This is a genomic window from Stenotrophomonas genospecies 5 (genome assembly GCF_054473825.1).
In genome coordinates this window covers 466,830-485,436 of record NZ_JBTMUW010000001.1, presented here as the reverse complement: position 1 = coordinate 485,436, position 18,607 = coordinate 466,830, and the positions used below count along the sequence as shown (strand labels likewise).

The window sequence follows — 18,607 nt, the reverse complement described above, 5'->3', positions numbered from 1 at the left end:
CCTGTTGTACCGCAGATCGCAGACGCGTGTCGCGTCCCGGCCGGTACGCGCCCGACTACGCAGCGGCGCGCACCGGGATTGTGCGGCGCTATCTCACCATTCCGGCAGCTTTTCCGGCAGCAGGGCACGGATCGGCCCGCCATCAATGCCCGCCGCGAGTTTTTCGGCTTCGGCAATCGGAAGATCGACCTGCAGCAGCCAGCCCTCCTCGTCTGCCTGCTCGCTGCGGATCACTTCCAGCTGATGCAGGCGCGCGCGCAGGCGGCCCGCATCCGGCGGCAGGCGCAGCTCCCCGGTCACATGCTGCAACCCCAGGCGCTTGCCCAGCACCGTCTGCAACAGCTCCAGGCCCTGCCCGTCACGCGCGGAGATCCAGACCCGCTCGCGGCGCGACTCGTCCGGCACGCCATCCTGACCATCGTGGCGCACTTCGGCGCCCTCGATACGGTCGATCTTGTTGAACACCAGCAGCTGCGGCAGATCACCCGCACCGACCGCAGCCAGCACCTCGTCGACCTGGGCGATGCGCTCCTCGCGGTGCGGATCGGCCGCATCGACCACGTGCAGCAGGAAATCGGCCTCGCGGGCCTCGGACAGGGTCGAGCGGAACGCGGCCACCAGGTCGTGCGGCAGGTCACGGACGAAGCCGACGGTGTCGGCCAGCACGACGTTTCCACCCGGCACAGCGATGCGGCGCACCGTCGGGTCCAGGGTCGCGAACAGCTGGTCGGCCGCATAGGCCTCGGCGCCGGTCATCGCGTTGAACAGGGTCGACTTGCCGGCATTGGTGTAACCGACCAGGGCCACACGCGGCAGTTCGCTGCGCACGCGCGCACGGCGCATCTGGGTGCGCTGGACTTCGACCTTCTCCAGCCGCTTCTGCAACTGCTCCACCCGCTTCTGCAGCAGACGGCGGTCGGTTTCCAGCTGGGTTTCACCCGGGCCGCGCAGGCCGATCGAACCACCGCGCTGGCGCTCCAGATGGGTCCAGCCGCGCACCAGCCGCGTCGCAAGGTGACGCAGCTGCGCCAGCTCGACCTGCAGCTTGCCTTCGTGGCTGTGAGCGCGCTGCGCGAAGATGTCCAGGATCAGCCCGGTACGGTCGATCACCCGGCGCTCCAGGAAGCGTTCCAGGTTGCGTTCCTGGCCGGGGCTCAGCGCATGGTTGACCAGCACCAGATCGGCGCCGGTGGCGTCGGCTGCTGCCTTGATCTCATCCAGCTTGCCGCTGCCGATCAGGGTCGAGGGATTGGGACGGTCCAGGCGCGCGGTGATCGTGGCAGCGATGCTGGCCCCTGCCGAGCGGGCCAGATCACCGAACTCTTCCAGCACGTCGTCTTCCAGCTTGCCGAAGTGCGGCTGGATCAGCAGGGCATGTTCACCCTTTTTCGAGCGGTCAAACATTCACCGCTCCGGTCTTACTCGTCTGCTTCATCACCTGCCTGACCACCTTCACCCGACTGCACATAACCACCGCCCGGCCCAACCTTCACATTGCGTGCCGGCACCACGGTGGAGATCGCATGCTTGTAGACCATCTGGCTGACCGTATTGCGCAGCAGGACCACGAACTGATCGAACGACTCGATCGTGCCCTGCAGCTTGATGCCGTTGACCAGGTACACCGAAACCGGCACGCGCTCGCGCCGCAGTGCATTCAAGAAAGGATCCTGCAGCGATTGCCCCTTGGACATTGCTCACTCCTGATTATTGTTCTTATTGGGTTGCCGGCGGCCGCCGCGGCCCCCGAGCCGCCCGCCGGACAGTGATGTTACACGGCTGGCGGCGGTTCAGCGTGCGACGAAGGTCGACACTGCGTCGGCCAGCCGCTCGTGGTCGATATGGGGGTCGAACCAGCGCGCGTCAAGCTCACCGCGCAGCCAGGTCAGCTGCCGCTTGGCCAGCTGGCGGGTGGCGAAGATCGCCTTGTCGCGGAAGCCGCCGGCATCGATCCGGCCGTCCAGATGCTCCCAAGCCTGGCGGTACCCGACCGCACGCACCGCCGGCAGGTCCAGCGGTGCCGCGACAGCGGCCATTTCCGGCATCGCGCGCAGATCGCGCACTTCGTCGAGGAAGCCCTGGGCCAGCATGGCATCGAAGCGGGCCTCGATCCGCCGGTGCAGGATTGCCCGGTCGTGCGGCGCCAGGACCAGCTTCAGGGTGCGTACCGGCAGCGGCGCCACGCCGGGCCGGCGCTGCCACTCGCTGATCGGCGTTCCCGTCAGCCGATAGACCTCCAGCGCCCGCTGGATCCGCTGTGGGTCTGTCGCATGGATGCGGGCAGCAGCGGCGGGGTCCACCTTCGCCAGTTCGGCATGCAACGCGGCCCAACCGCGCTCGGCGGCCTCGGCTGCCAGCGTGGCGCGCAGGGCCGGGTCGGCCTCCGGCATGGGCGACAGTCCCTGCAGCAGGGCGCGGAAGTACAGGCCGGTGCCCCCGGCCAGGATCGGCATCCGTCCACGCGCAACGATGTCGGCGACGACGCGGCCGGCGTCGGCGGCGAACTCCGCCGCTGAGTAGGTCTGCCACGGATCACGCAGGTCCAGCAGGTGATGCGGCGCCTGTGCGCGCTCGGAAACGTCGGGCTTGGCCGAACCGATATCCAGATGGCGATAGACCAGCGCCGAGTCAACGCTGACGATCTCGCCATCCAGCTGCCGGGCCAGGGCGATCGCGGTGGCCGTCTTGCCACTGGCGGTGGGCCCCATCACGGCAATCGCCAGCGGCCGCCGGTCAACCCCCATCAGTCTTCGTCCGGCCAGCTGATCGTCGGCCGGGTGTCATCGCGTGGCGCCGGCACGGCGTCCACCGCCTGCCAGATCTTCAGTGCATCGACGGTGGCGGCGACGTCATGCACACGCACGATACGCGCACCGCGCTGCACGGCAATCAGGTGCGCGGCCACCGACGCCGCCACCCGCTCGGCCGGCGCGTCACGCCCGGTCAGCTCGCCAAGGCTGCGCTTGCGCGACAGGCCCGCCAGCATCGGCACACCCAGTTCCAGAAAACGCTCCGAACGCGCCAACAGGGTCATGTTGTGCGCGGTGTTCTTGCCGAAGCCGAAACCCGGATCGATGACCAGATGCTTCTTCGCGATGCCGGCCATCTCGGCGGCGAACAGGCGCTGCACGAGAAACCCGTGGACTTCGGCAACGACGTCGTCGTAGTGCGGATCGGCCTGCATGTTGCCCGGCTCGCCCTGCATGTGCATCAGCACCACCGGCACGTTGGCCGCAGCGGCCGCTTCCAGCGCGCCGTCCTGGCGCAGGCCGAAGATGTCGTTGATCATGCCGGCGCCGGCGGCCACCGCCGCGCGCATCACCTCAGGCTTGAAGGTATCGATGCTGATCGGCACGGAGGTACGCGCTGCAAGCTGCTCGATGACCGGAACGATGCGGCGGAGCTCTTCCTCCACCGATACCGGTACAGCGCCGGGACGGGTCGATTCACCCCCGATGTCGAGCAGGTCGGCGCCCTCTTCCACCAGCTTCAGGCCATGCGCGACTGCGGCCTCCGTGGTGTCATGGTGCCCCCCGTCAGAGAACGAATCCGGGGTGACGTTGACGATGCCCATGACCCGGGCACGGTCCAGGCGCAGGATGCGACCGGCGCAGTCGAGCTGGGGCGAGGTATCGAACATGGGCAATCCTGCAGGGACAACGGCGGGTAGTTTAGTTCGGCAGGGCTGCGCCCTGCACCCGCAGAGGCCAGGGCGACAACAACAGCCAGAGCAACAGCTGGTTTGCTGATGAAAGGCGGGGCCGGTCCGGTTGCAGGGCGTCAGCCCTGCGGAAACCCCTCAACGGCGGCGGCGCTTGCGGTCCACGTACAGGGTCCTGGCAATGCTCAGGACGATGCCGATCGCAATACCCACCACGCAGCCCAGCAGCAGATTGTCGGCCCCCAGGCCCACACCCACGCCGACCACGGTGGCGATGACCATCTCGACGGTGTGGGAAATCGGTTCGGGCTTCGGGGCGGACATGCGGGCTCCAGCGTCAGATCGGTTCTTCGGGGTGGGCCGAGGGCCCGGAAACGACAAAGCCGGGTTGCCCCGGCCTCGTCTGATGTCACGTGCGGCGGGGCCGTCAGTGCGATTCGGCCGGACCGGCGATCGGCGGCAGCGGACGGGCATCACCGCCCTTGTCGTTGCTGCCACCGTCCTTGTTCGACTTGTTCCAGCCCGCCGGCGGCGGCGGCTCGCGACCTTCCATGATGGCGTCGATCTGCGGCGCGTCGATGGTCTCGTACTGCAGCAGCAGCTGCGACATCGTGTGCAGCTTGTCGATGTTGTCGGTCAGCAGCTGGGTGGTGCGGGCGTAGGCCTTGTCGAGGATGTTGCGCACTTCCTCGTCGATGCGGCGCGCGGTGTCGTTGGACACGCTCTTGTGCTGCGTCACCGAGCGGCCCAGGAAGACTTCGTCGTCCTCCTCGCCATAGGCGATCGGACCGAGTTCTTCGGACAGGCCCCACTTGGTGACCATGTTGCGGGCCATCTTGGTGGCGCGCTCGATGTCGTTGGACGCACCCGTGGTGACCTTGTCGGTGCCGAAGATCAGCTCTTCGGCGACGCGGCCGCCGTACAGCGAGCACAGCTGCGACTGGATCGCCACGCGGTTCATCGAGTACTTGTCGCCCTCAGGCAGGTACATGGTCACACCCAGGGCGCGGCCGCGCGGAATGATCGTGACCTTGTAGACCGGGTCGTGCTCGGGCACCAGGCGGCCGACGATGGCATGGCCGGCTTCGTGGTAGGCGGTGAGGGTCTTCTCCTCCTCGCTCATGGCCATCGAACGGCGCTCGGCACCCATCAGGATCTTGTCGCGGGCACGGTCGAAGTGGTCCATGCGGACTTCCTTCTCGTTGCCACGCGCAGCAAACAGGGCTGCCTCGTTGCAGAGGTTGGCCAGGTCCGCGCCGGAGAAGCCCGGGGTACCGCGCGCGATCACCAGCGGCTCGACGTCGTCGGCCAGCGGCAGCTTGCGCATGTGCACCTTCAGGATGTGCTCGCGGCCCTTCACGTCGGGCAGACCGACCACCACCTGGCGATCGAAGCGACCCGGGCGCAGCAGCGCCGGGTCCAGCACGTCCGGACGGTTGGTCGCGGCGATCACGATCACGCCTTCGCCACCCTCGAAGCCATCCATCTCGACCAGCAGCTGGTTCAGGGTCTGCTCGCGCTCGTCGTGACCGCCGCCCAGGCCGGCACCACGGTGGCGGCCGACGGCATCGATCTCGTCGATGAAGATGATGCACGGGGCGTGCTTCTTGGCCTGCTCGAACATGTCACGCACGCGGCTGGCGCCGACACCGACGAACATTTCCACGAAGTCCGAACCGGAGATCGAGAAGAACGGCACCTTCGCCTCACCGGCGATGGCCTTGGCCAGCAGCGTCTTGCCGGTACCCGGCGGGCCGACCATCAGCACGCCACGCGGAATCTTGCCGCCCAGCTTGGTGAACTTGGACGGGTCGCGCAGGAAGTCGACCAGTTCGCCCACTTCCTCCTTGGCCTCGTCGCAGCCGGCGACATCGGCGAAGGTGACCTTGATCTGGTCCTCGCCCTGCAGCTTGGCGCGCGATTTGCCGAAGGACATCGCGCCCTTGGCGCCGCCGCCGCCGCCCTGCATCTGGCGCATGATGAACAGCCAGAAGCCGATGATCAGGATGACCGGCAGGAAATTCATCAGGATCGCGCCCAGGGAGATGCCGCTGGAGGGCTCCTCCTGCACGATCTCGACGTTCTTGGTGCGCAGCACGTTGATCAGGTCGCGATCGAACGGCGCGGTGATGGTGGACGACTGTCCACCCCGGGTGGTGTAGGTGATCTGGCTGGTGCCGCCGCGCATGTCGCCGCCGAAGGCGACCTTCTGCACGTTGCCGCTGTCCACCTGGTCCAGGAACTGCGAATAGGACGCACCCTGCGCACCGGCCCCGGAGGACTTGGGCGAGAAGCTCTGGAAGACCACCATCAGCACGACGGCGACGACCACCCATAGCAGGAGGTTCTTGGTCAAGTCGTTCATCCTCATTGGCTCCGGTGTTCCTCTCAGTGCGGGCGTTGCGTTGGGGTTGAAACTTACGTTGCGAGCTTACTTCATGTGGGCGCGTTTGCCCTGACCCAAGGCGTACACCTCGGGAGAGCGTTTGCGCGACGCTTCCGGCTTGCGGATGGAGACCTTGTCGTAGCGACGGCGCATTTCACGCACGTAGTCGTCAAAGCCCACACCCTGGAACAGCTTGATCAGGAACGCCCCGCCGGTCTTCAGGTGGTTGTCGGCGAAGTCCAGCGCCAGCTCCGCCAGATGCATCATCCGCGGCTGGTCGACCGCGTCCATGCCACTTTTATTGGGGGCCATGTCCGACAGCACAAGGTCCACCGGCTCGTCCCCGAGCATGGCTTCGAACTGAGATAGGACGGCTTCTTCCCTGAAGTCACCGTGAAGGAACTCCACACCCGCCAGCGGCGGCATCTCCAGGATGTCCAGCGCCAGCACGCGGCCGGTGTCTCCCATCTGTCTCCGAACCTGCTGAGACCATCCGCCAGGGGCGGCACCGAGGTCCACCACGACCATGTTCCGCTTCAGCAGGCGGTCACGTTCAAGCAACTCTTCAAGCTTGTAGGCCGCCCGCGAGCGCATGCCTTCGGCCTGCGCCTTCTTCACGAAGGGGTCGGAGAAGTGTTCCTTGAGCCAGCGCTGGCTGCTTTTGCTGCGGGTTGCCATTGGAAATAGGGGCTGATGGGGCCGTCATGATACCCTGATCCCCCCATTCAACCGTCTTTTCCTGCATGTCCATCGCCCTGACCGCCTCCCAGACCCGTTTCCTGCGCGGCCAAGCCCACGACCTGAAGGCCCTGCTGCAGACCGGCGGCAAGGGAGTGACCCCGGCCTTCATCGCGGAGCTGAACGAAGTGCTGGAGCGCCACGAGCTGGTCAAGGTCAAGGTCGCAGCCGAGGACCGCGAGGCCCGGGACGCGATGATCGGCGAGATCGTCGAAGCCACCGACAGTGCGCTGGTGCAGCGCATCGGTCACGTTGCCGTGCTGTATCGCCCGAGCAGGGAGCAGCGCCAGATCGTGCTGCCGCGCGGCTGATCGCGCTACCGCCATGCAGCTGAACCACGAGCCGCCCGATTACGCCTACAGCCTGCGCGCTGCCGATGGCCGCTCGGCCAAGGTCAATGACACGGTGCTGGCCAGCAGCTTTCTGCTGACGCCGGACCAGCTGGTCGAACATTGGCCTGTCGCCGATGCGGCGGCGCTGACGGTGGCCGACCTGGAACCGGTGCTGGCACTGAGTCCTGCATTGATCGTGCTGGGAACCGGCGAGCGGCAGGTGTTTCCGTCGGCTGCGGTGATGGCCGCCTGCCTGTCGCGCGGGATCGGCCTGGAAGTGATGAACAACCCTGCCGCGGCGCGCACCTTCAACATCCTTGCCGGCGAAGGCCGCAAGGTGGCGGCCGCGTTCATCCTGGAAGGTTGAGGACCACCGCCGGGCATGGCCCGGCGCTACCTTGATGCGCATACGCCGGGCATGGCCCGGCGCTACCTTGATGCGCATACGCCGGGCATGGCCCGGCGCTACCTTGATGCACGTACGCCGGGCATGGCCCGGCGCTACCGTACCTGCCTGCGCTAGCGCGCTGGCAGGTACTGCTGCGGATCGACCGGCTTGCCGTTGTAGCGGATTTCAAAGTGCAGCATGTCGCGATTCGCGCCGGTGCGCCCCATCTCGGCAATCTGCTCACCCGCCTTCACGCTCTGTCCCTCGTTGACCAGGCGCTTGCGGTTGTGGCCGTAGGCCGACAGCCACTGGTCGCTGTGCTTGATGATGATCAGCTCGCCATAGCCGACCAGTCCGGCGCCCGAGTACACCACCACACCGTTGGCGGTGGCCTTGACGGCCTGCCCGCTGGTGCCGGCAATGTCGACGCCCTGCTTGGTTGCGTCGCCTGCCACGTAGCGGCCCACGATCGCGCCATCGGCTGGCCAGCGCCAGGCGATGTTGCTCTTCACCGGACCGGCCGGTGCCGTGGCCGGTGCCGTGCTGCCGCCGCTGCGCGGCGCGGTGACCACGGTGGTCGGTGCGCGGCCGCTGCTGGCCCCCGGCGGATACAGGCGGATGACCTGCCCCGGATAGATCGTCGACGGGTTGTCCAGGCTGTTCCACGCGATCAGATCGGCCGGGGTGATGTCGTGGATGCGGGCCAGCGCGTAGATCGTGTCGCCCTTGCGCACGACCACGGTCTGCCCCGGCTTGGCCACCGAAGTCTTGGGCGTAGTGACCGCCGCCCCGCCACCACTGCCATTGGGCCGCACCACCGTGGCAGTGCCACAGGCAGCCAGGCCGGAAACCAGCAGCACCAGCGCGCCGACGCGCACTCCCTTGCTCAGACGATCAGCACTCATGCGAACTTCGACCTCCATACAAGCCAGGCGATCAGCACCACCACCAACGCGGTGGCGATCCAGCCCAGCGGTTCAATCCAGCGACGCAGCGCCGCTTCGGCGCGCGCTCCACCGATGCGGATCACGGCAGCGAGCACATACACGCGCTTGCCGCGTCCGATCAGCATGCTCAGCAGGTACTGTGGCATCGGTACGCCGACGATACCCGATGCCCACGTGAAGACCTTCATCGGGATCGGCATGAAGCCGCCCAGGACCAGGAACGTGAACACCGCCCACGGCGATTCGGCCATCTTCTCCTGCACGGTGGTGATGCCCTGTTCGATTGCCGGCAACATGCCCAGCACTTCGAACAATGGCTTGATCGCCTCGAATGCGAAGTGACCCAGCGCATAGCCGACCACGGCACCGACCATCGAACCGGCCAGGCTGAGGGTCGCGAACCACCAGCCGCGCCGGGGTTGAGCCACGCACATCGGCGCCAGCATCACTTCCGGCATCACCGGAAAGATGATCGCCTCGAAAAAACTCAGCACCGTCAGGTAGGTCGGCGCGCGTTCGTGCGCCGCCCACTTCATCGCCCGCTCGTACAGCGGTCCGAAAATCTTCATGCAACCCTGCTCCGTGGATTCAATCCAGCATGCCAGACAGCAGCGGCACGAAGGTGACCGGTGCCAGCACGCGCTGTTCGACGCTGCCGTCGGCCCTGCGGTCCAGCTGCACCAGCGACTGTGCACTGGCACCGCCGACCGGCGCCACCAGCCGGCCACCTTCGGCCAGCTGCTCGATCAGTGCGTCGACCAGCGCCGGGGCCGCAGCTGTGACGACGATGGCATCAAACGGGCCGTGCTCGGCCCAGCCGACACGGCCGTCATCGTGCTTGGTGCGGATGTTCATGCCGAGTGCGCGGAACCGCTTGCGGGCCTGCCGCAGCAGGTCGCCGATGCGCTCCACGGTGTAGACCTCCAGACCCAGTGCACCAAGCACGGCGGCCTGGTAGCCGGAGCCCGTCCCCACTTCCAGCACCCGCTTGGGCGCCACCTGCACGACCGCTTCGGTCATCCGGGCCACCACCCAGGGTTGCGAGATGGTCTGGCCGTGGCCGATCGGCAGCGCGGTGTCTTCATAGGCCCGCGAGGCCAGGGCCTCGTCGATGAACAGATGGCGGGGCACCACCCGGATCGCGTTCAGCGTGGATTCGTCGACGATGCCGGCTTCGCGCAGGCGATCGACCAGACGATCGCGGACGCGCTGTGACGTCATGCCGATGCCGACGGCTTCCGGTTGCAGGCGCAGGCGTGGGCTCATGCCGGCTGGTCCAGCGCGGCGCTGAGACCGCCGACCCAGCTGGCCACTTTCTCAAGCGCCTGATAGCGGGTCAGATCCACCTGGATCGGGGTGATCGAGATATGCCCGGTACGCACCGCGTGGAAGTCGGTGCCGGGGCCGGAGTCCTGCTCGCGGCCCGCCGGACCGATCCAGTACACCTCGTTGCCGCGTGGATCCTTCTGCGGGATGCAGCCTTCGGCGCGATGGCGGTTGCCCAGCCGGGTGACTTCGAAACCCTTGACCTCGGTCCACGGCAGGTCGGGCACGTTGACGTTGAGGATGGTGTCCGCCGGCAGCGGGTCGGCCTTGAGGCGGGCGACGATTTCCACGGCGGCACGCGCCGCGGTCTCGAAGTGACGGGGATCGTGATTGCGGGTCACCAGGGACACCGCCACCGCGGGCAGGCCGAGGAAGCGCCCCTCCATCGCCGCCGAGACGGTTCCGGAATAGATCACGTCGTCACCCAGGTTGGCGGCGTTGTTGATGCCCGACACGACAATGTCGGGTTCGAACTCCAGCAGGCCGGTCAGCGCCAGATGCACGCAGTCGGTGGGCGTGCCGGCCACCGACACGGTGTAGTGATCGATGCGCTTGAGCCGGATGGGCAGGTCCAGGGTCAGTGAATTGCTGGCGCCTGAGCGATCGCGGTCGGGTGCGACCACCGTCACTTCGTGGCCGGCGTCACGCAGTACCGAGGCAAGCATCCGGATACCTGCGGCGTCGACGCCATCGTCGTTACTGACCAGAATTCGCATCTTCGATTTAACCGCTTGATTTTCCAAGAATTCGATTCCGTCACCGTGCGGTGTTGGCGGGACCGTCGTGCTTCCCTGCGGAAGCCGACGACCCTGCAGGGGCATCGTCTATTGTGCCGCATGCGAGCCGCAGGTCCTACCCTGCCGGCGGTCACGACTGGCCTCGCATTGCGATAGGCAGGCCCGCGTCACCGGTTTACCCTGTGCGCATGTCGCATCCAGAAGACGAAGACCCTGCCGCGCTCTTCCGCGCGGCCATCGGCGAAGTGACGCCGCTGCGCAAAGAGGCCGAACCCGCGCCGGCCGCTGCCCGGCCGAAGCCGCGCGCGCGCATGGCCGAACGCGACGAGGCCGAGGCCGCCGGCGAGTTCGCCCGGCTGTTGCGCGACAGCGCACCGCTGGAAGCCGGGGATGTGGCCAGCTACCGGCGCGACGCCCTTCCGCCGCGGCTGTTCCAGCGTCTCAAGCGCGGCCAGTACTCGGTGCAGGACGAGCTGGATCTGCATGGCGCGACCGCAGCGCAGGCCGAGGCCATGCTGCGCCAGTTCCTGCTGGAGGCGCACGCACATGAGTATGGCTGCGTGCGCATCATCCACGGCAAGGGACTGCAATCCGACGGTGGTGCGCCGGTCCTGAAGAATCTGGTCGACCGGCTGCTGCGCCTGCGCAATGATGTGCTTGCCTTCCATTCGGCGCCGACCAGCCAGGGCGGAACGGGTGCCGTACTGGTGCTGCTGTCCCGGCGCTGATGCAATCCGCTCAGGACTGCGCCGCGTCCTCGACCGGCCCGAGCTCGTGCAGGACCGCGGTGGCGTAGCAGCCCGGCGGCAGCGCGAACGACAGCTCAAGCACATCTTCCGCCAGCCACTGGTGCTGCAGCAGCGCAGGACGCAGGCGCAACGCGCGGCGCTCCTGCTTCAGCCGTGCCTCTTCCAGTCCGGCACGCAGCGCCTTCGATTCCTCGTCGTCGAGCGCGCGCAGTTCGAGCTCGCGGGCGGCGCCGGTACTGCGCAGCTCGCCCTCTCCCCACAACGGCGCGCTGGGATGGATATCGAACCCGGCCAGCCGCGCTGCCAGTGCATCGGTGTAAGGCTCCGGACCAAACACGCTGCGGCTGCCATCCAGCATCCACACCTCACCGTCCAGCGGCTGGTCCCAGACACCCTGCTCCACGCGTGCGGCAAGCACGCGATTGAACAGTGCCGAACGCGCAGCCGACAGCAGCAGCGAGCGCTGGTCCTTGCGCATGCGGCGGCCACCGAACATCGCCAGCGCTGCCGGAACGTTGCCGCCATCGCGGCCGAAACGCTGCTCGCCGAACCAGTTCGGCAAACCACGATCGGCAATCTGCTGCAGGCGTTCGCTGATTGCGACCGCATCGCCGTGTACCTGGCGCAGCACCAGCCTGAAACGATTGCCGGCCAGCGCGCCACGCTGCAGCTTGCGGTTGTGCCAGGTTGCATCGAGCACTTCGATATCATCGCTGGCCAGCAGCGCCAGATCCGGCGCGACGCGCTTGGGCAGATGCACACTGAAGCGCTGGGTGGTGACCGCGTGGCGATCCTTCATCCCGGCATAGCTGACCGCCATCTCCGGCAAGCCAGCCCACTTGGCCAGCACCTTGGCCACATGCACGGTGTTGGCACCGCGCTTGCGGACATGCAGCAGCAGATGCTCGCCCTCGCCCGTGGCCTCAAAGGCCGGCAGCTCGTCGACCTGGAAATCCTCCGGCGTGGTGCGGATGCGCGCCTGCAGCAGCGGCGCACCGAACGCGAGCGGCAGCGGAATCATGCCGCCACCAGCAGGACCACAGCCTGTGCCGCGATGCCTTCACCGCGACCGGTGAAGCCAAGCTTCTCCGACGTGGTGGCCTTTACGCTGACCGCATCCAGTGGCAGCTGCAACAGTGCCGCGATGCATTCACGCATTGCCAGCGCATGCGGCCCGACCTTCGGTCGTTCACAGATCACGGTGACATCGCTGTTGCCGACGCACCAGCCACGCTCACGCAGGAGAGCGTCGCAGTGGCGGACGAAGTCGCTGCTGTCGGCTCCCTTCCAGCGATCATCGCTGGGCGGAAAGTGCTGGCCGATGTCGCCCAGCGCCAGCGCGCCGAGCATGGCGTCACACAGCGCGTGCAGGATCACGTCGCCATCGCTGTGCGCGAGCACACCGTGGCTGTGCGGCACGCGCACGCCTCCCAGCATGATGTGGTCACCCTCACCAAAGGCGTGGACGTCGTAGCCCTGGCCGATGCGGACGGGCGGGAACGGAGCAGTGCTCATGGATGCAACCCTTGCAGCAGGGCCGCGCGGGCGTTCAGCCAGCGCGGCGGGAAAGTACGAATTCGAAGCGGTCCAGGTCGGCGGGCGTGGTGACCTTGAAGTTGTCCTCGCTGCCTTCAACCAGCAGCGGGCGCTGGCCCTGGCGTTCCATGGCCATGGCTTCGTCGGTGACGTCCACGCCGGACGCAGCGGCGTCGGTCAGCGCACGGATCAACTGATGGCGGCGGAACAGCTGCGGGGTCAGCGCGCGCCACAGGCGCTCGCGGGGCTCGGTGCCGTCGATGCCACCATCGTCACCGGCCCGCTTCAGGGTGTCGCGTACCGGCGCGGCAAGAATGGCCCCGACCGGATCGGTACGGCCAACCTCCAGCAGGCGACCCAGGTCGGCCAGCGACAGATTGGGCCGCGCGGCATCGTGCACCAGCACGAACTCATCGGCGCGGACGCTCTCCGGCAGCGCAAGCAGGCCGGCCAGCACGGAGGCGGCGCGGGTCGCCCCCCCCGTGCAGGTCAGCACCGGCTTGCCGGCCCATTCGCTCCAGCCCGGCCAATCCGCGTCATCCTCGCCGATCACCACCATCGCGCCGGCAACGGCCGGGTGGGCCAGCAGTGCCTGCAGGGTGTGGGCCAGCAGCATCTGCCCGCCCGCCTGCAGATACTGCTTGGGCAGTGGCGCACCGAAGCGGGCGCCACGACCGGCAGCGGGAACGACCACCCAGATCGCCGCGCTCATGGCACGTCCGCCGGGTGGTCGCCCGCCTGTTCGGGCATCGGCACCGGCGGCTGCGCCGGACGAACCGGCGCGTCGTCGACCACCCGGTAGAACTTCTCGCCGGGCTTGATCATGCCCAGCTCACTGCGTGCGCGCTCTTCGATGGCGGACTGGCCTTCCTTGAGGTCCTTCACTTCCGCAGCCAGCGCATCATTACGCTGCTGCAGACCTTCGTTGTCCCGTTCCTGGCCGGCAACCTGGGCTTCGAGCATCATCACTTCCCCCGAATTGCCCGGGCCGAACCAGAAACGGTACTGCAGCCATGCCAGCAGCAGGGCCAGCACCAGCAGCAGCCAGCGCCAATCGCGCATGGCCTCAGCGCTTCAGCGAAACGAACGCGTCACGACCGGCGTAACGCGCGCCGGCACCGAGGGCTTCCTCGATGCGCAGCAGCTGGTTGTACTTGGCCACGCGATCGCTGCGGCACAGCGAGCCGGTCTTGATCTGGGTGGCAGTGGTCGCCACGGCGATGTCGGCGATGGTGGTGTCTTCGGTTTCACCCGAACGGTGCGACACGACAGCGGCGTAACCTGCGCGGTCAGCCATCGCAATCGCTTCCAGGGTTTCACTCAGGGTGCCGATCTGGTTGACCTTGATCAGGATGGCATTGGCAGTACCGGAGTCGATGCCCTCCTGGAAGATCTTCGGATTGGTCACGAACAGGTCATCGCCCACCAGCTGCACCTTCTTGCCGATGCGATCGGTCAGCAGCTTCCAGCCCGCCCAGTCGTTCTCGGCCAGGCCGTCTTCGATGGTGATGATCGGGTACTGCGCGGCCCAGTCGGCAAGGAAGTCGACGAACTGCTCGGAGGTCAGGCGCTTGTTCTCGCCGACCAGGTTGTACTTGCCGTTCTCGAAGAACTCGCTGGAGGCCACGTCCAGACCCAGCAGCACGTCCTCGCCCGCGGTGTAGCCGGCCTTGCCGATCGCTTCGAGAATGGTGTCCAGCGCCTCGACGTTGCTGCGGAAGTCAGGTGCGAAGCCGCCTTCGTCACCGACCGCGGTGCTCAGGCCATGCCCCTTCAGCACCGACTTCAGCGAGTGGAAGATCTCGGTGCCGGCGCGCAGCGCTTCGGAGAACGAGGTGAAGCCGACCGGCAGCACCATGAACTCCTGGAAATCGACGTTGTTGTCGGCATGCGCGCCGCCGTTGATGATGTTCATCATCGGCACCGGCAGCGACGGGGTCACGCCGGTCCTGCCGGCCAGGTACTGCCACAGCGCCTGCTTACTGGATGCTGCGGCGGCGTGCGCGGCCGCCATTGAGACACCGAGCAGCGCGTTGGCGCCCAGACGGCCCTTGTTCTCGGTGCCATCAAGGTCGATCAGGCGGCGGTCCAGGCCTGACTGGTCGGTGGCCTCGAAGCCCTTCAGCGCGGCAGCGATGGTCGTGTTGACGTTGTCGACGGCCTTGCGCACGCCCTTGCCCAGGTAGCGGGTCTTGTCGCCGTCACGCAGCTCGACCGCTTCCTTGGTGCCTGTCGAGGCGCCGGAGGGAACCGCGGCACGACCGAACGAACCGTCCTCCAGGGTGACTTCGGCTTCCAGCGTGGGGTTGCCACGGCTGTCGAGGATTTCACGGGCGTGGATGCTGCGGATCGTACTCATGGTCGGGCCGGTTACCTGTATGGAGAGGGGGCGACAAAACGAATGCCGCGTGATTATCCCCGGCTGCCCGCCCGTTGCCAAATGGCGTGAACGGCGTCAGCCCCGGCTGGCCCCCGCCCCGGCAGCAGCAGCGATACCAGGAGCACCCGCAAAGCAGCGGCCATGGCCGGACAGACGGCGCCATGCCTGCGCCGCCAGCCTGAGCGCGATCAGGCCCCAGGGCCAATCGCGTGCAGACGTGCTCACATTCATCAGAGCACCCCGTAGGACAGCGCACCGAGCCACAGCGAAAGCAGGACAACCGCCAGCCCGGCGGCCACCCTGCCGCGATTCAGGCGCCAAGCCAGCACGGCGGCAGCGATGCAGCCGCCGGCAGTCAACAGCTCGCCGGCCAGCAGCGCCATGAAGTACGCCCGCAGATTGAGCACGCTGCTGCCATCACCCGGTGACCGCACGGACGCTGCGCCGATCAGCACCAGACCGAACACGCCCACCGTGAACAACCCCGCCAGGCCCAGTGCGATCAGGCCCCACGGCCACTGTTTCCAGTGCCGGCGGCGACGCTGGGTTTCCAGCGCCGTCCATGGGTCAGACTTCACGCGAAGCGTGAGAAACCGTGCTTCTTGGTCACCGCATCGAGCTCCATCAGCGTTTCGAGCAGTGCTTCCATCTGGTCCAGCGGCCATGCGTTGGGACCGTCGGAGAGGGCCTTGGACGGGTCAGGATGGGTCTCGGCGAACAGACCGGAGATACCCACCGCCACCGCGGCCCGGGCCAACACCGGCACATGTTCGCGCTGGCCGCCGGAGCTGGTGCCCTGCCCACCCGGCAGCTGCACCGAATGGGTGGCGTCGAACACCACCGGGCACCCGGTCTCGCGCATCACCGCCAGCGAACGCATGTCGCTCACCAGATTGTTGTAGCCGAAGCTGGCACCGCGTTCGCAGACCATGATCTGATCGTTACCGGTCGCCTTGGCCTTCTCCACGACCGGCTTCATGTCCCAGGGCGCCAGGAACTGGCCCTTCTTGATGTTGACCGGCTTCCCGGCCGAGCACACCTTGCGGATGAAGTCGGTCTGGCGAACAAGGAATGCCGGGGTCTGCAGCACATCCACGACCGAAGCCACTTCGTCCATCGGGGTGTACTCATGGACGTCGGTCAGCACCGGCACGCCGATCTGCTTCTTGACCTCGGCCAGGACTTTCAGCCCCTCCTCCATGCCCGGGCCGCGGAAAGCGGTACCAGACGTGCGGTTGGCCTTGTCGAAGCTGGACTTGAAGATGAAGTTCACACCGAGCTTGCCGGTGATCTCCTTCAGCTTGCCGGCGGTATCGAGCTGCAACTGCATCGACTCGATCACGCAGGGGCCGGCGATCAGGAACAGGGGCTGGTCCAGCCCCACTTCGAATCCACACAGTTTCATGGCGTTTCCTTAGAGTTGTCCGCTACATCGAACGGGCCGATGCACTTGGTTCAAGCGAGCAAGATGGGGCCTGGCGGGCCCCATCGCAAGTCAGGCGCGCGCTTCCTGCAACAACTGGCCACCGGCCTTGCGCTCGCGTGCCGCGCGGATGAAGCCGATGAACAGCGGGTGGCCGTCACGCGGCGTGGACAGGAACTCCGGATGCGCCTGGCAGGCCAGGAACCAGGGATGCGCATCGCGCGGCAGCTCGACCACTTCCACCAGGGTGTCGTCCATCGACTTGCCGGCGATCACCAGGCCGGCGTCTTCCAGCTGGGTGCGGTAACGGTTGTTGAACTCATACCGGTGGCGGTGGCGCTCGGCCACCACGTCCTTGCCGTACAGCTCACGCGCCAGCGTGCCCGGCTTCAGGCGCTGCTCCTGCAGGCCCAGACGCATGGTGCCGCCCAGGTCGCTCTTGTCGTCGCGCTTCTCGACGTCACCGGCAGCGGTGCGCCACTCGGTGATCAGGCCGATCACCGGATTTGGCGACTGGCGATCATTCTCGGTGCTGTTGGCACCTTCGAGGCCGACCACGTTGCGCGCGTAATCGACCACGGCCGCCTGCATGCCGTAGCAGATGCCGAAGTACGGCACCTGGTTCTCGCGGGCGAACTTCGAGGTCAGCACCTTGCCTTCGAAACCACGGTCGCCGAATCCGCCCGGCACCAGGATGCCATCGACATCGGCCAGCGCAGCCATGTCTGTGCCTTCCAGGTCCTGCGCTTCCAGCCACTTCAGATTGACCCGGGTGCGCTGGCGCAGGCCACCATGCTTGAGTGCTTCGCCGACCGACTTGTATGCATCCTGGTGGTCGACGTACTTGCCGACCACGGCGATGGTCACCTCGTCGAGCGGATGCAGCGTGGCGTCGACCGCGTCCTCCCACACCGACAGATCGACAGGACCGGCCTTGTCAGCGAGCTTCAGCTGGTTGACGACAATCTCATCCAGGCCCTGCGCATGCAGTCCCGAAGGGATGCGATACAGCACATCCACGTCCGGCACGCTGATCACGGCGCGTTCGGAAACGTTGGTGAACTGGGCGATCTTGCGACGCTCCGAATCGGGCACGGCCTGCTCCGAACGGCACAACAGCACATCCGGCTGGATGCCGATCGAACGCAGCTCCTTCACCGAGTGCTGGGTCGGCTTGGTCTTCAGTTCGCCGGCCGCGCCGATGTACGGCACCAGGGTGAGGTGCATGAACAGCGCCTTCTCCGGACCACGCTCGGTACGCACCTGGCGGATCGCCTCCAGGAACGGCAGCGATTCGATGTCGCCGACGGTGCCGCCGATCTCGACCAGGGCGACGTCATAGCCTTCGGTGGCTTCGTCGATGCAACGACGGATCTCGTCGGTAATGTGCGGAATGACCTGCACGGTCGCGCCAAGGTAATCGCCGCGACGCTCCTTGCGGATCACGTTCTCGTAGATGCGACCGGTGGTGACCGAATTCTTGCGGCTCAGGCGCGTCCGCACGAACCGCTCGTAGTGGCCCAGATCGAGATCGGTCTCGGCACCGTCGTCGGTGACATAGACCTCGCCGTGCTGGAACGGGCTCATGGTGCCCGGATCAACGTTGATGTAGGGGTCGAGCTTCATCATCGTGACCTTCAGGCCACGGGCTTCGAGAATGGCGGCCAGCGACGCAGCGGCAATGCCTTTGCCGAGCGAGGACACCACGCCGCCGGTTACGAAAATCAAGGGAGTCATGGCTGCAAGCATCCTGTCTGGAAATGGAAAACGACAGCGCCACGCACGCCCTGGGGGCGGACATGGCGCTTGAAGGGGGTTTTCCGGTTCGCTGGGGCAGCGAGGGAGGTGCCGATCCGTGCGGCGGCTGGCGCCAGACGGTAACCATCGCGCGAGGTCGGGGCAACCGCGCCGGTCACATCGACCGTCACCTGCGACCCGCATTGCTGGAGGCCACGCATGGCCGTGCCAGCCCATTCGCAAATGGTGGACACGCACTACTCCCGG

At 66.8% G+C, this 18,607-nt stretch carries 23 protein-coding genes; 4 read left to right on the top strand and 19 right to left on the bottom strand.

The genetic code is table 11. From position 1 onward, the window contains the following. Nucleotides 1-93: 93 nt before the first annotated feature. The 7 genes from hflX to rlmE all read right to left on the bottom strand — a co-directional run bounded on the left by hflX (nt 94) and on the right by rlmE (nt 6,725). Nucleotides 94-1,404 (bottom strand): ribosome rescue GTPase HflX, encoded by a 1,311-nt coding sequence (gene hflX, locus ACX9OW_RS02385; RefSeq protein WP_346479943.1) that lies wholly within the window; start codon nt 1,402-1,404, stop codon nt 94-96. Between the two features lie 14 nt (nt 1,405-1,418). Further along, on the bottom strand, nt 1,419-1,694 hold the full coding sequence (gene hfq, locus ACX9OW_RS02380; RefSeq protein ID WP_004152891.1) for an RNA chaperone Hfq: 276 nt from the start codon (nt 1,692-1,694) through the stop codon (nt 1,419-1,421). Between the two features lie 96 nt (nt 1,695-1,790). Continuing rightward, on the bottom strand, nt 1,791-2,744 hold the full coding sequence (gene miaA, locus ACX9OW_RS02375) for a tRNA (adenosine(37)-N6)-dimethylallyltransferase MiaA (protein ID WP_065181258.1): 954 nt from the start codon (nt 2,742-2,744) through the stop codon (nt 1,791-1,793). Continuing rightward, nucleotides 2,744-3,640, bottom strand: coding sequence for a dihydropteroate synthase (gene folP / locus ACX9OW_RS02370; RefSeq protein ID WP_065174930.1), 897 nt, complete (start codon nt 3,638-3,640; stop codon nt 2,744-2,746). Before folP ends, miaA begins: the two co-directional genes overlap by 1 nt. A 159-nt stretch (nt 3,641-3,799) precedes the next feature. Continuing rightward, nucleotides 3,800-3,985, bottom strand: a complete 186-nt coding sequence (locus ACX9OW_RS02365) for a hypothetical protein (RefSeq protein ID WP_053519738.1) — start codon at nt 3,983-3,985, stop codon at nt 3,800-3,802. Between the two features lie 103 nt (nt 3,986-4,088). Further along, nucleotides 4,089-6,026, bottom strand: coding sequence for an ATP-dependent zinc metalloprotease FtsH (ftsH, locus tag ACX9OW_RS02360; RefSeq protein ID WP_053519737.1), 1,938 nt, complete (start codon nt 6,024-6,026; stop codon nt 4,089-4,091). A 66-nt stretch (nt 6,027-6,092) separates the two neighbouring features. After that, nucleotides 6,093-6,725: a 23S rRNA (uridine(2552)-2'-O)-methyltransferase RlmE gene (gene rlmE, locus ACX9OW_RS02355; RefSeq protein WP_065181256.1), complete on the bottom strand. Its 633-nt coding sequence runs from the start codon at nt 6,723-6,725 to the stop codon at nt 6,093-6,095. Nucleotides 6,726-6,790: 65 nt separating this feature from the next. Between rlmE and yhbY the strand changes: the two genes are divergently transcribed. Genes yhbY through ACX9OW_RS02340 form a run of 3 tightly spaced genes read left to right on the top strand, consistent with a single transcriptional unit; the run spans nt 6,791 to nt 7,640 of the window. Continuing rightward, entirely contained in the window at nt 6,791-7,096 is a 306-nt protein-coding gene (yhbY, locus tag ACX9OW_RS02350) for a ribosome assembly RNA-binding protein YhbY (protein ID WP_053519735.1), read from the top strand. 13 nt (nt 7,097-7,109) lie between these two features. Further along, nucleotides 7,110-7,484 carry an Mth938-like domain-containing protein gene (locus ACX9OW_RS02345; RefSeq protein ID WP_053519734.1) on the top strand — a complete coding sequence of 125 codons (375 nt, stop codon included), beginning with the start codon at nt 7,110-7,112 and terminating at the stop codon, nt 7,482-7,484. A gap of 15 nt (nt 7,485-7,499) precedes the next feature. Continuing rightward, nucleotides 7,500-7,640 (top strand): hypothetical protein, encoded by a 141-nt coding sequence (locus ACX9OW_RS02340; protein WP_459061872.1) that lies wholly within the window; start codon nt 7,500-7,502, stop codon nt 7,638-7,640. Here the strand turns inward: ACX9OW_RS02340 and ACX9OW_RS02335 are convergent. The 4 genes from ACX9OW_RS02335 to surE are packed head-to-tail and all read right to left on the bottom strand — an operon-like array spanning nt 7,637 to nt 10,494. After that, nucleotides 7,637-8,410 carry a peptidoglycan DD-metalloendopeptidase family protein gene (locus tag ACX9OW_RS02335; RefSeq protein ID WP_053519733.1) on the bottom strand — a complete coding sequence of 258 codons (774 nt, stop codon included), beginning with the start codon at nt 8,408-8,410 and terminating at the stop codon, nt 7,637-7,639. The two genes, ACX9OW_RS02340 and ACX9OW_RS02335, sit on opposite strands and share 4 nt — an antisense overlap. Beyond that, nucleotides 8,407-9,021: a YqaA family protein gene (locus ACX9OW_RS02330; protein ID WP_053519732.1), complete on the bottom strand. Its 615-nt coding sequence runs from the start codon at nt 9,019-9,021 to the stop codon at nt 8,407-8,409. The genes ACX9OW_RS02335 and ACX9OW_RS02330 overlap by 4 nt, the downstream gene beginning before the upstream one ends. A gap of 19 nt (nt 9,022-9,040) precedes the next feature. Beyond that, nucleotides 9,041-9,718 (bottom strand): protein-L-isoaspartate(D-aspartate) O-methyltransferase, encoded by a 678-nt coding sequence (locus ACX9OW_RS02325; protein WP_053519731.1) that lies wholly within the window; start codon nt 9,716-9,718, stop codon nt 9,041-9,043. Then, entirely contained in the window at nt 9,715-10,494 is a 780-nt protein-coding gene (gene surE, locus ACX9OW_RS02320) for a 5'/3'-nucleotidase SurE (protein WP_053519730.1), read from the bottom strand. Before surE ends, ACX9OW_RS02325 begins: the two co-directional genes overlap by 4 nt. A 209-nt stretch (nt 10,495-10,703) precedes the next feature. On the opposite strand from surE, the gene ACX9OW_RS02315 reads away from it, so the two are divergent. Next, nucleotides 10,704-11,243 carry a Smr/MutS family protein gene (locus tag ACX9OW_RS02315; RefSeq protein WP_065181254.1) on the top strand — a complete coding sequence of 180 codons (540 nt, stop codon included), beginning with the start codon at nt 10,704-10,706 and terminating at the stop codon, nt 11,241-11,243. A 10-nt stretch (nt 11,244-11,253) separates the two neighbouring features. On the opposite strand, the gene truD is transcribed toward ACX9OW_RS02315, so the two are convergent. From truD to ACX9OW_RS02275, 8 genes are all read right to left on the bottom strand, one after another. After that, nucleotides 11,254-12,285 carry a tRNA pseudouridine(13) synthase TruD gene (gene truD, locus ACX9OW_RS02310; protein WP_053519728.1) on the bottom strand — a complete coding sequence of 344 codons (1,032 nt, stop codon included), beginning with the start codon at nt 12,283-12,285 and terminating at the stop codon, nt 11,254-11,256. Further along, the gene (gene ispF, locus ACX9OW_RS02305) at nt 12,282-12,779 is read right to left on the bottom strand and encodes a 2-C-methyl-D-erythritol 2,4-cyclodiphosphate synthase (protein WP_197570955.1); all 498 of its coding nucleotides are present in this window, start codon (nt 12,777-12,779) and stop codon (nt 12,282-12,284) included. Before ispF ends, truD begins: the two co-directional genes overlap by 4 nt. A gap of 34 nt (nt 12,780-12,813) precedes the next feature. Beyond that, nucleotides 12,814-13,512, bottom strand: a complete 699-nt coding sequence (ispD, locus tag ACX9OW_RS02300) for a 2-C-methyl-D-erythritol 4-phosphate cytidylyltransferase (RefSeq protein ID WP_053519726.1) — start codon at nt 13,510-13,512, stop codon at nt 12,814-12,816. Beyond that, nucleotides 13,509-13,862: a cell division protein FtsB gene (gene ftsB, locus ACX9OW_RS02295; RefSeq protein ID WP_053519725.1), complete on the bottom strand. Its 354-nt coding sequence runs from the start codon at nt 13,860-13,862 to the stop codon at nt 13,509-13,511. Before ftsB ends, ispD begins: the two co-directional genes overlap by 4 nt. A gap of 4 nt (nt 13,863-13,866) precedes the next feature. Then, nucleotides 13,867-15,159 carry a phosphopyruvate hydratase gene (eno, locus tag ACX9OW_RS02290; protein ID WP_053519724.1) on the bottom strand — a complete coding sequence of 431 codons (1,293 nt, stop codon included), beginning with the start codon at nt 15,157-15,159 and terminating at the stop codon, nt 13,867-13,869. A 251-nt stretch (nt 15,160-15,410) separates the two neighbouring features. Then, nucleotides 15,411-15,758: a hypothetical protein gene (locus ACX9OW_RS02285; RefSeq protein ID WP_053519723.1), complete on the bottom strand. Its 348-nt coding sequence runs from the start codon at nt 15,756-15,758 to the stop codon at nt 15,411-15,413. Next, nucleotides 15,755-16,585 (bottom strand): 3-deoxy-8-phosphooctulonate synthase, encoded by an 831-nt coding sequence (kdsA, locus tag ACX9OW_RS02280; protein ID WP_053519722.1) that lies wholly within the window; start codon nt 16,583-16,585, stop codon nt 15,755-15,757. The genes ACX9OW_RS02285 and kdsA overlap by 4 nt, the downstream gene beginning before the upstream one ends. 90 nt (nt 16,586-16,675) lie before the next feature. After that, nucleotides 16,676-18,340, bottom strand: a complete 1,665-nt coding sequence (locus ACX9OW_RS02275; RefSeq protein ID WP_065174923.1) for a CTP synthase — start codon at nt 18,338-18,340, stop codon at nt 16,676-16,678. Between the last annotated feature and the right edge of the window lie 267 nt (nt 18,341-18,607).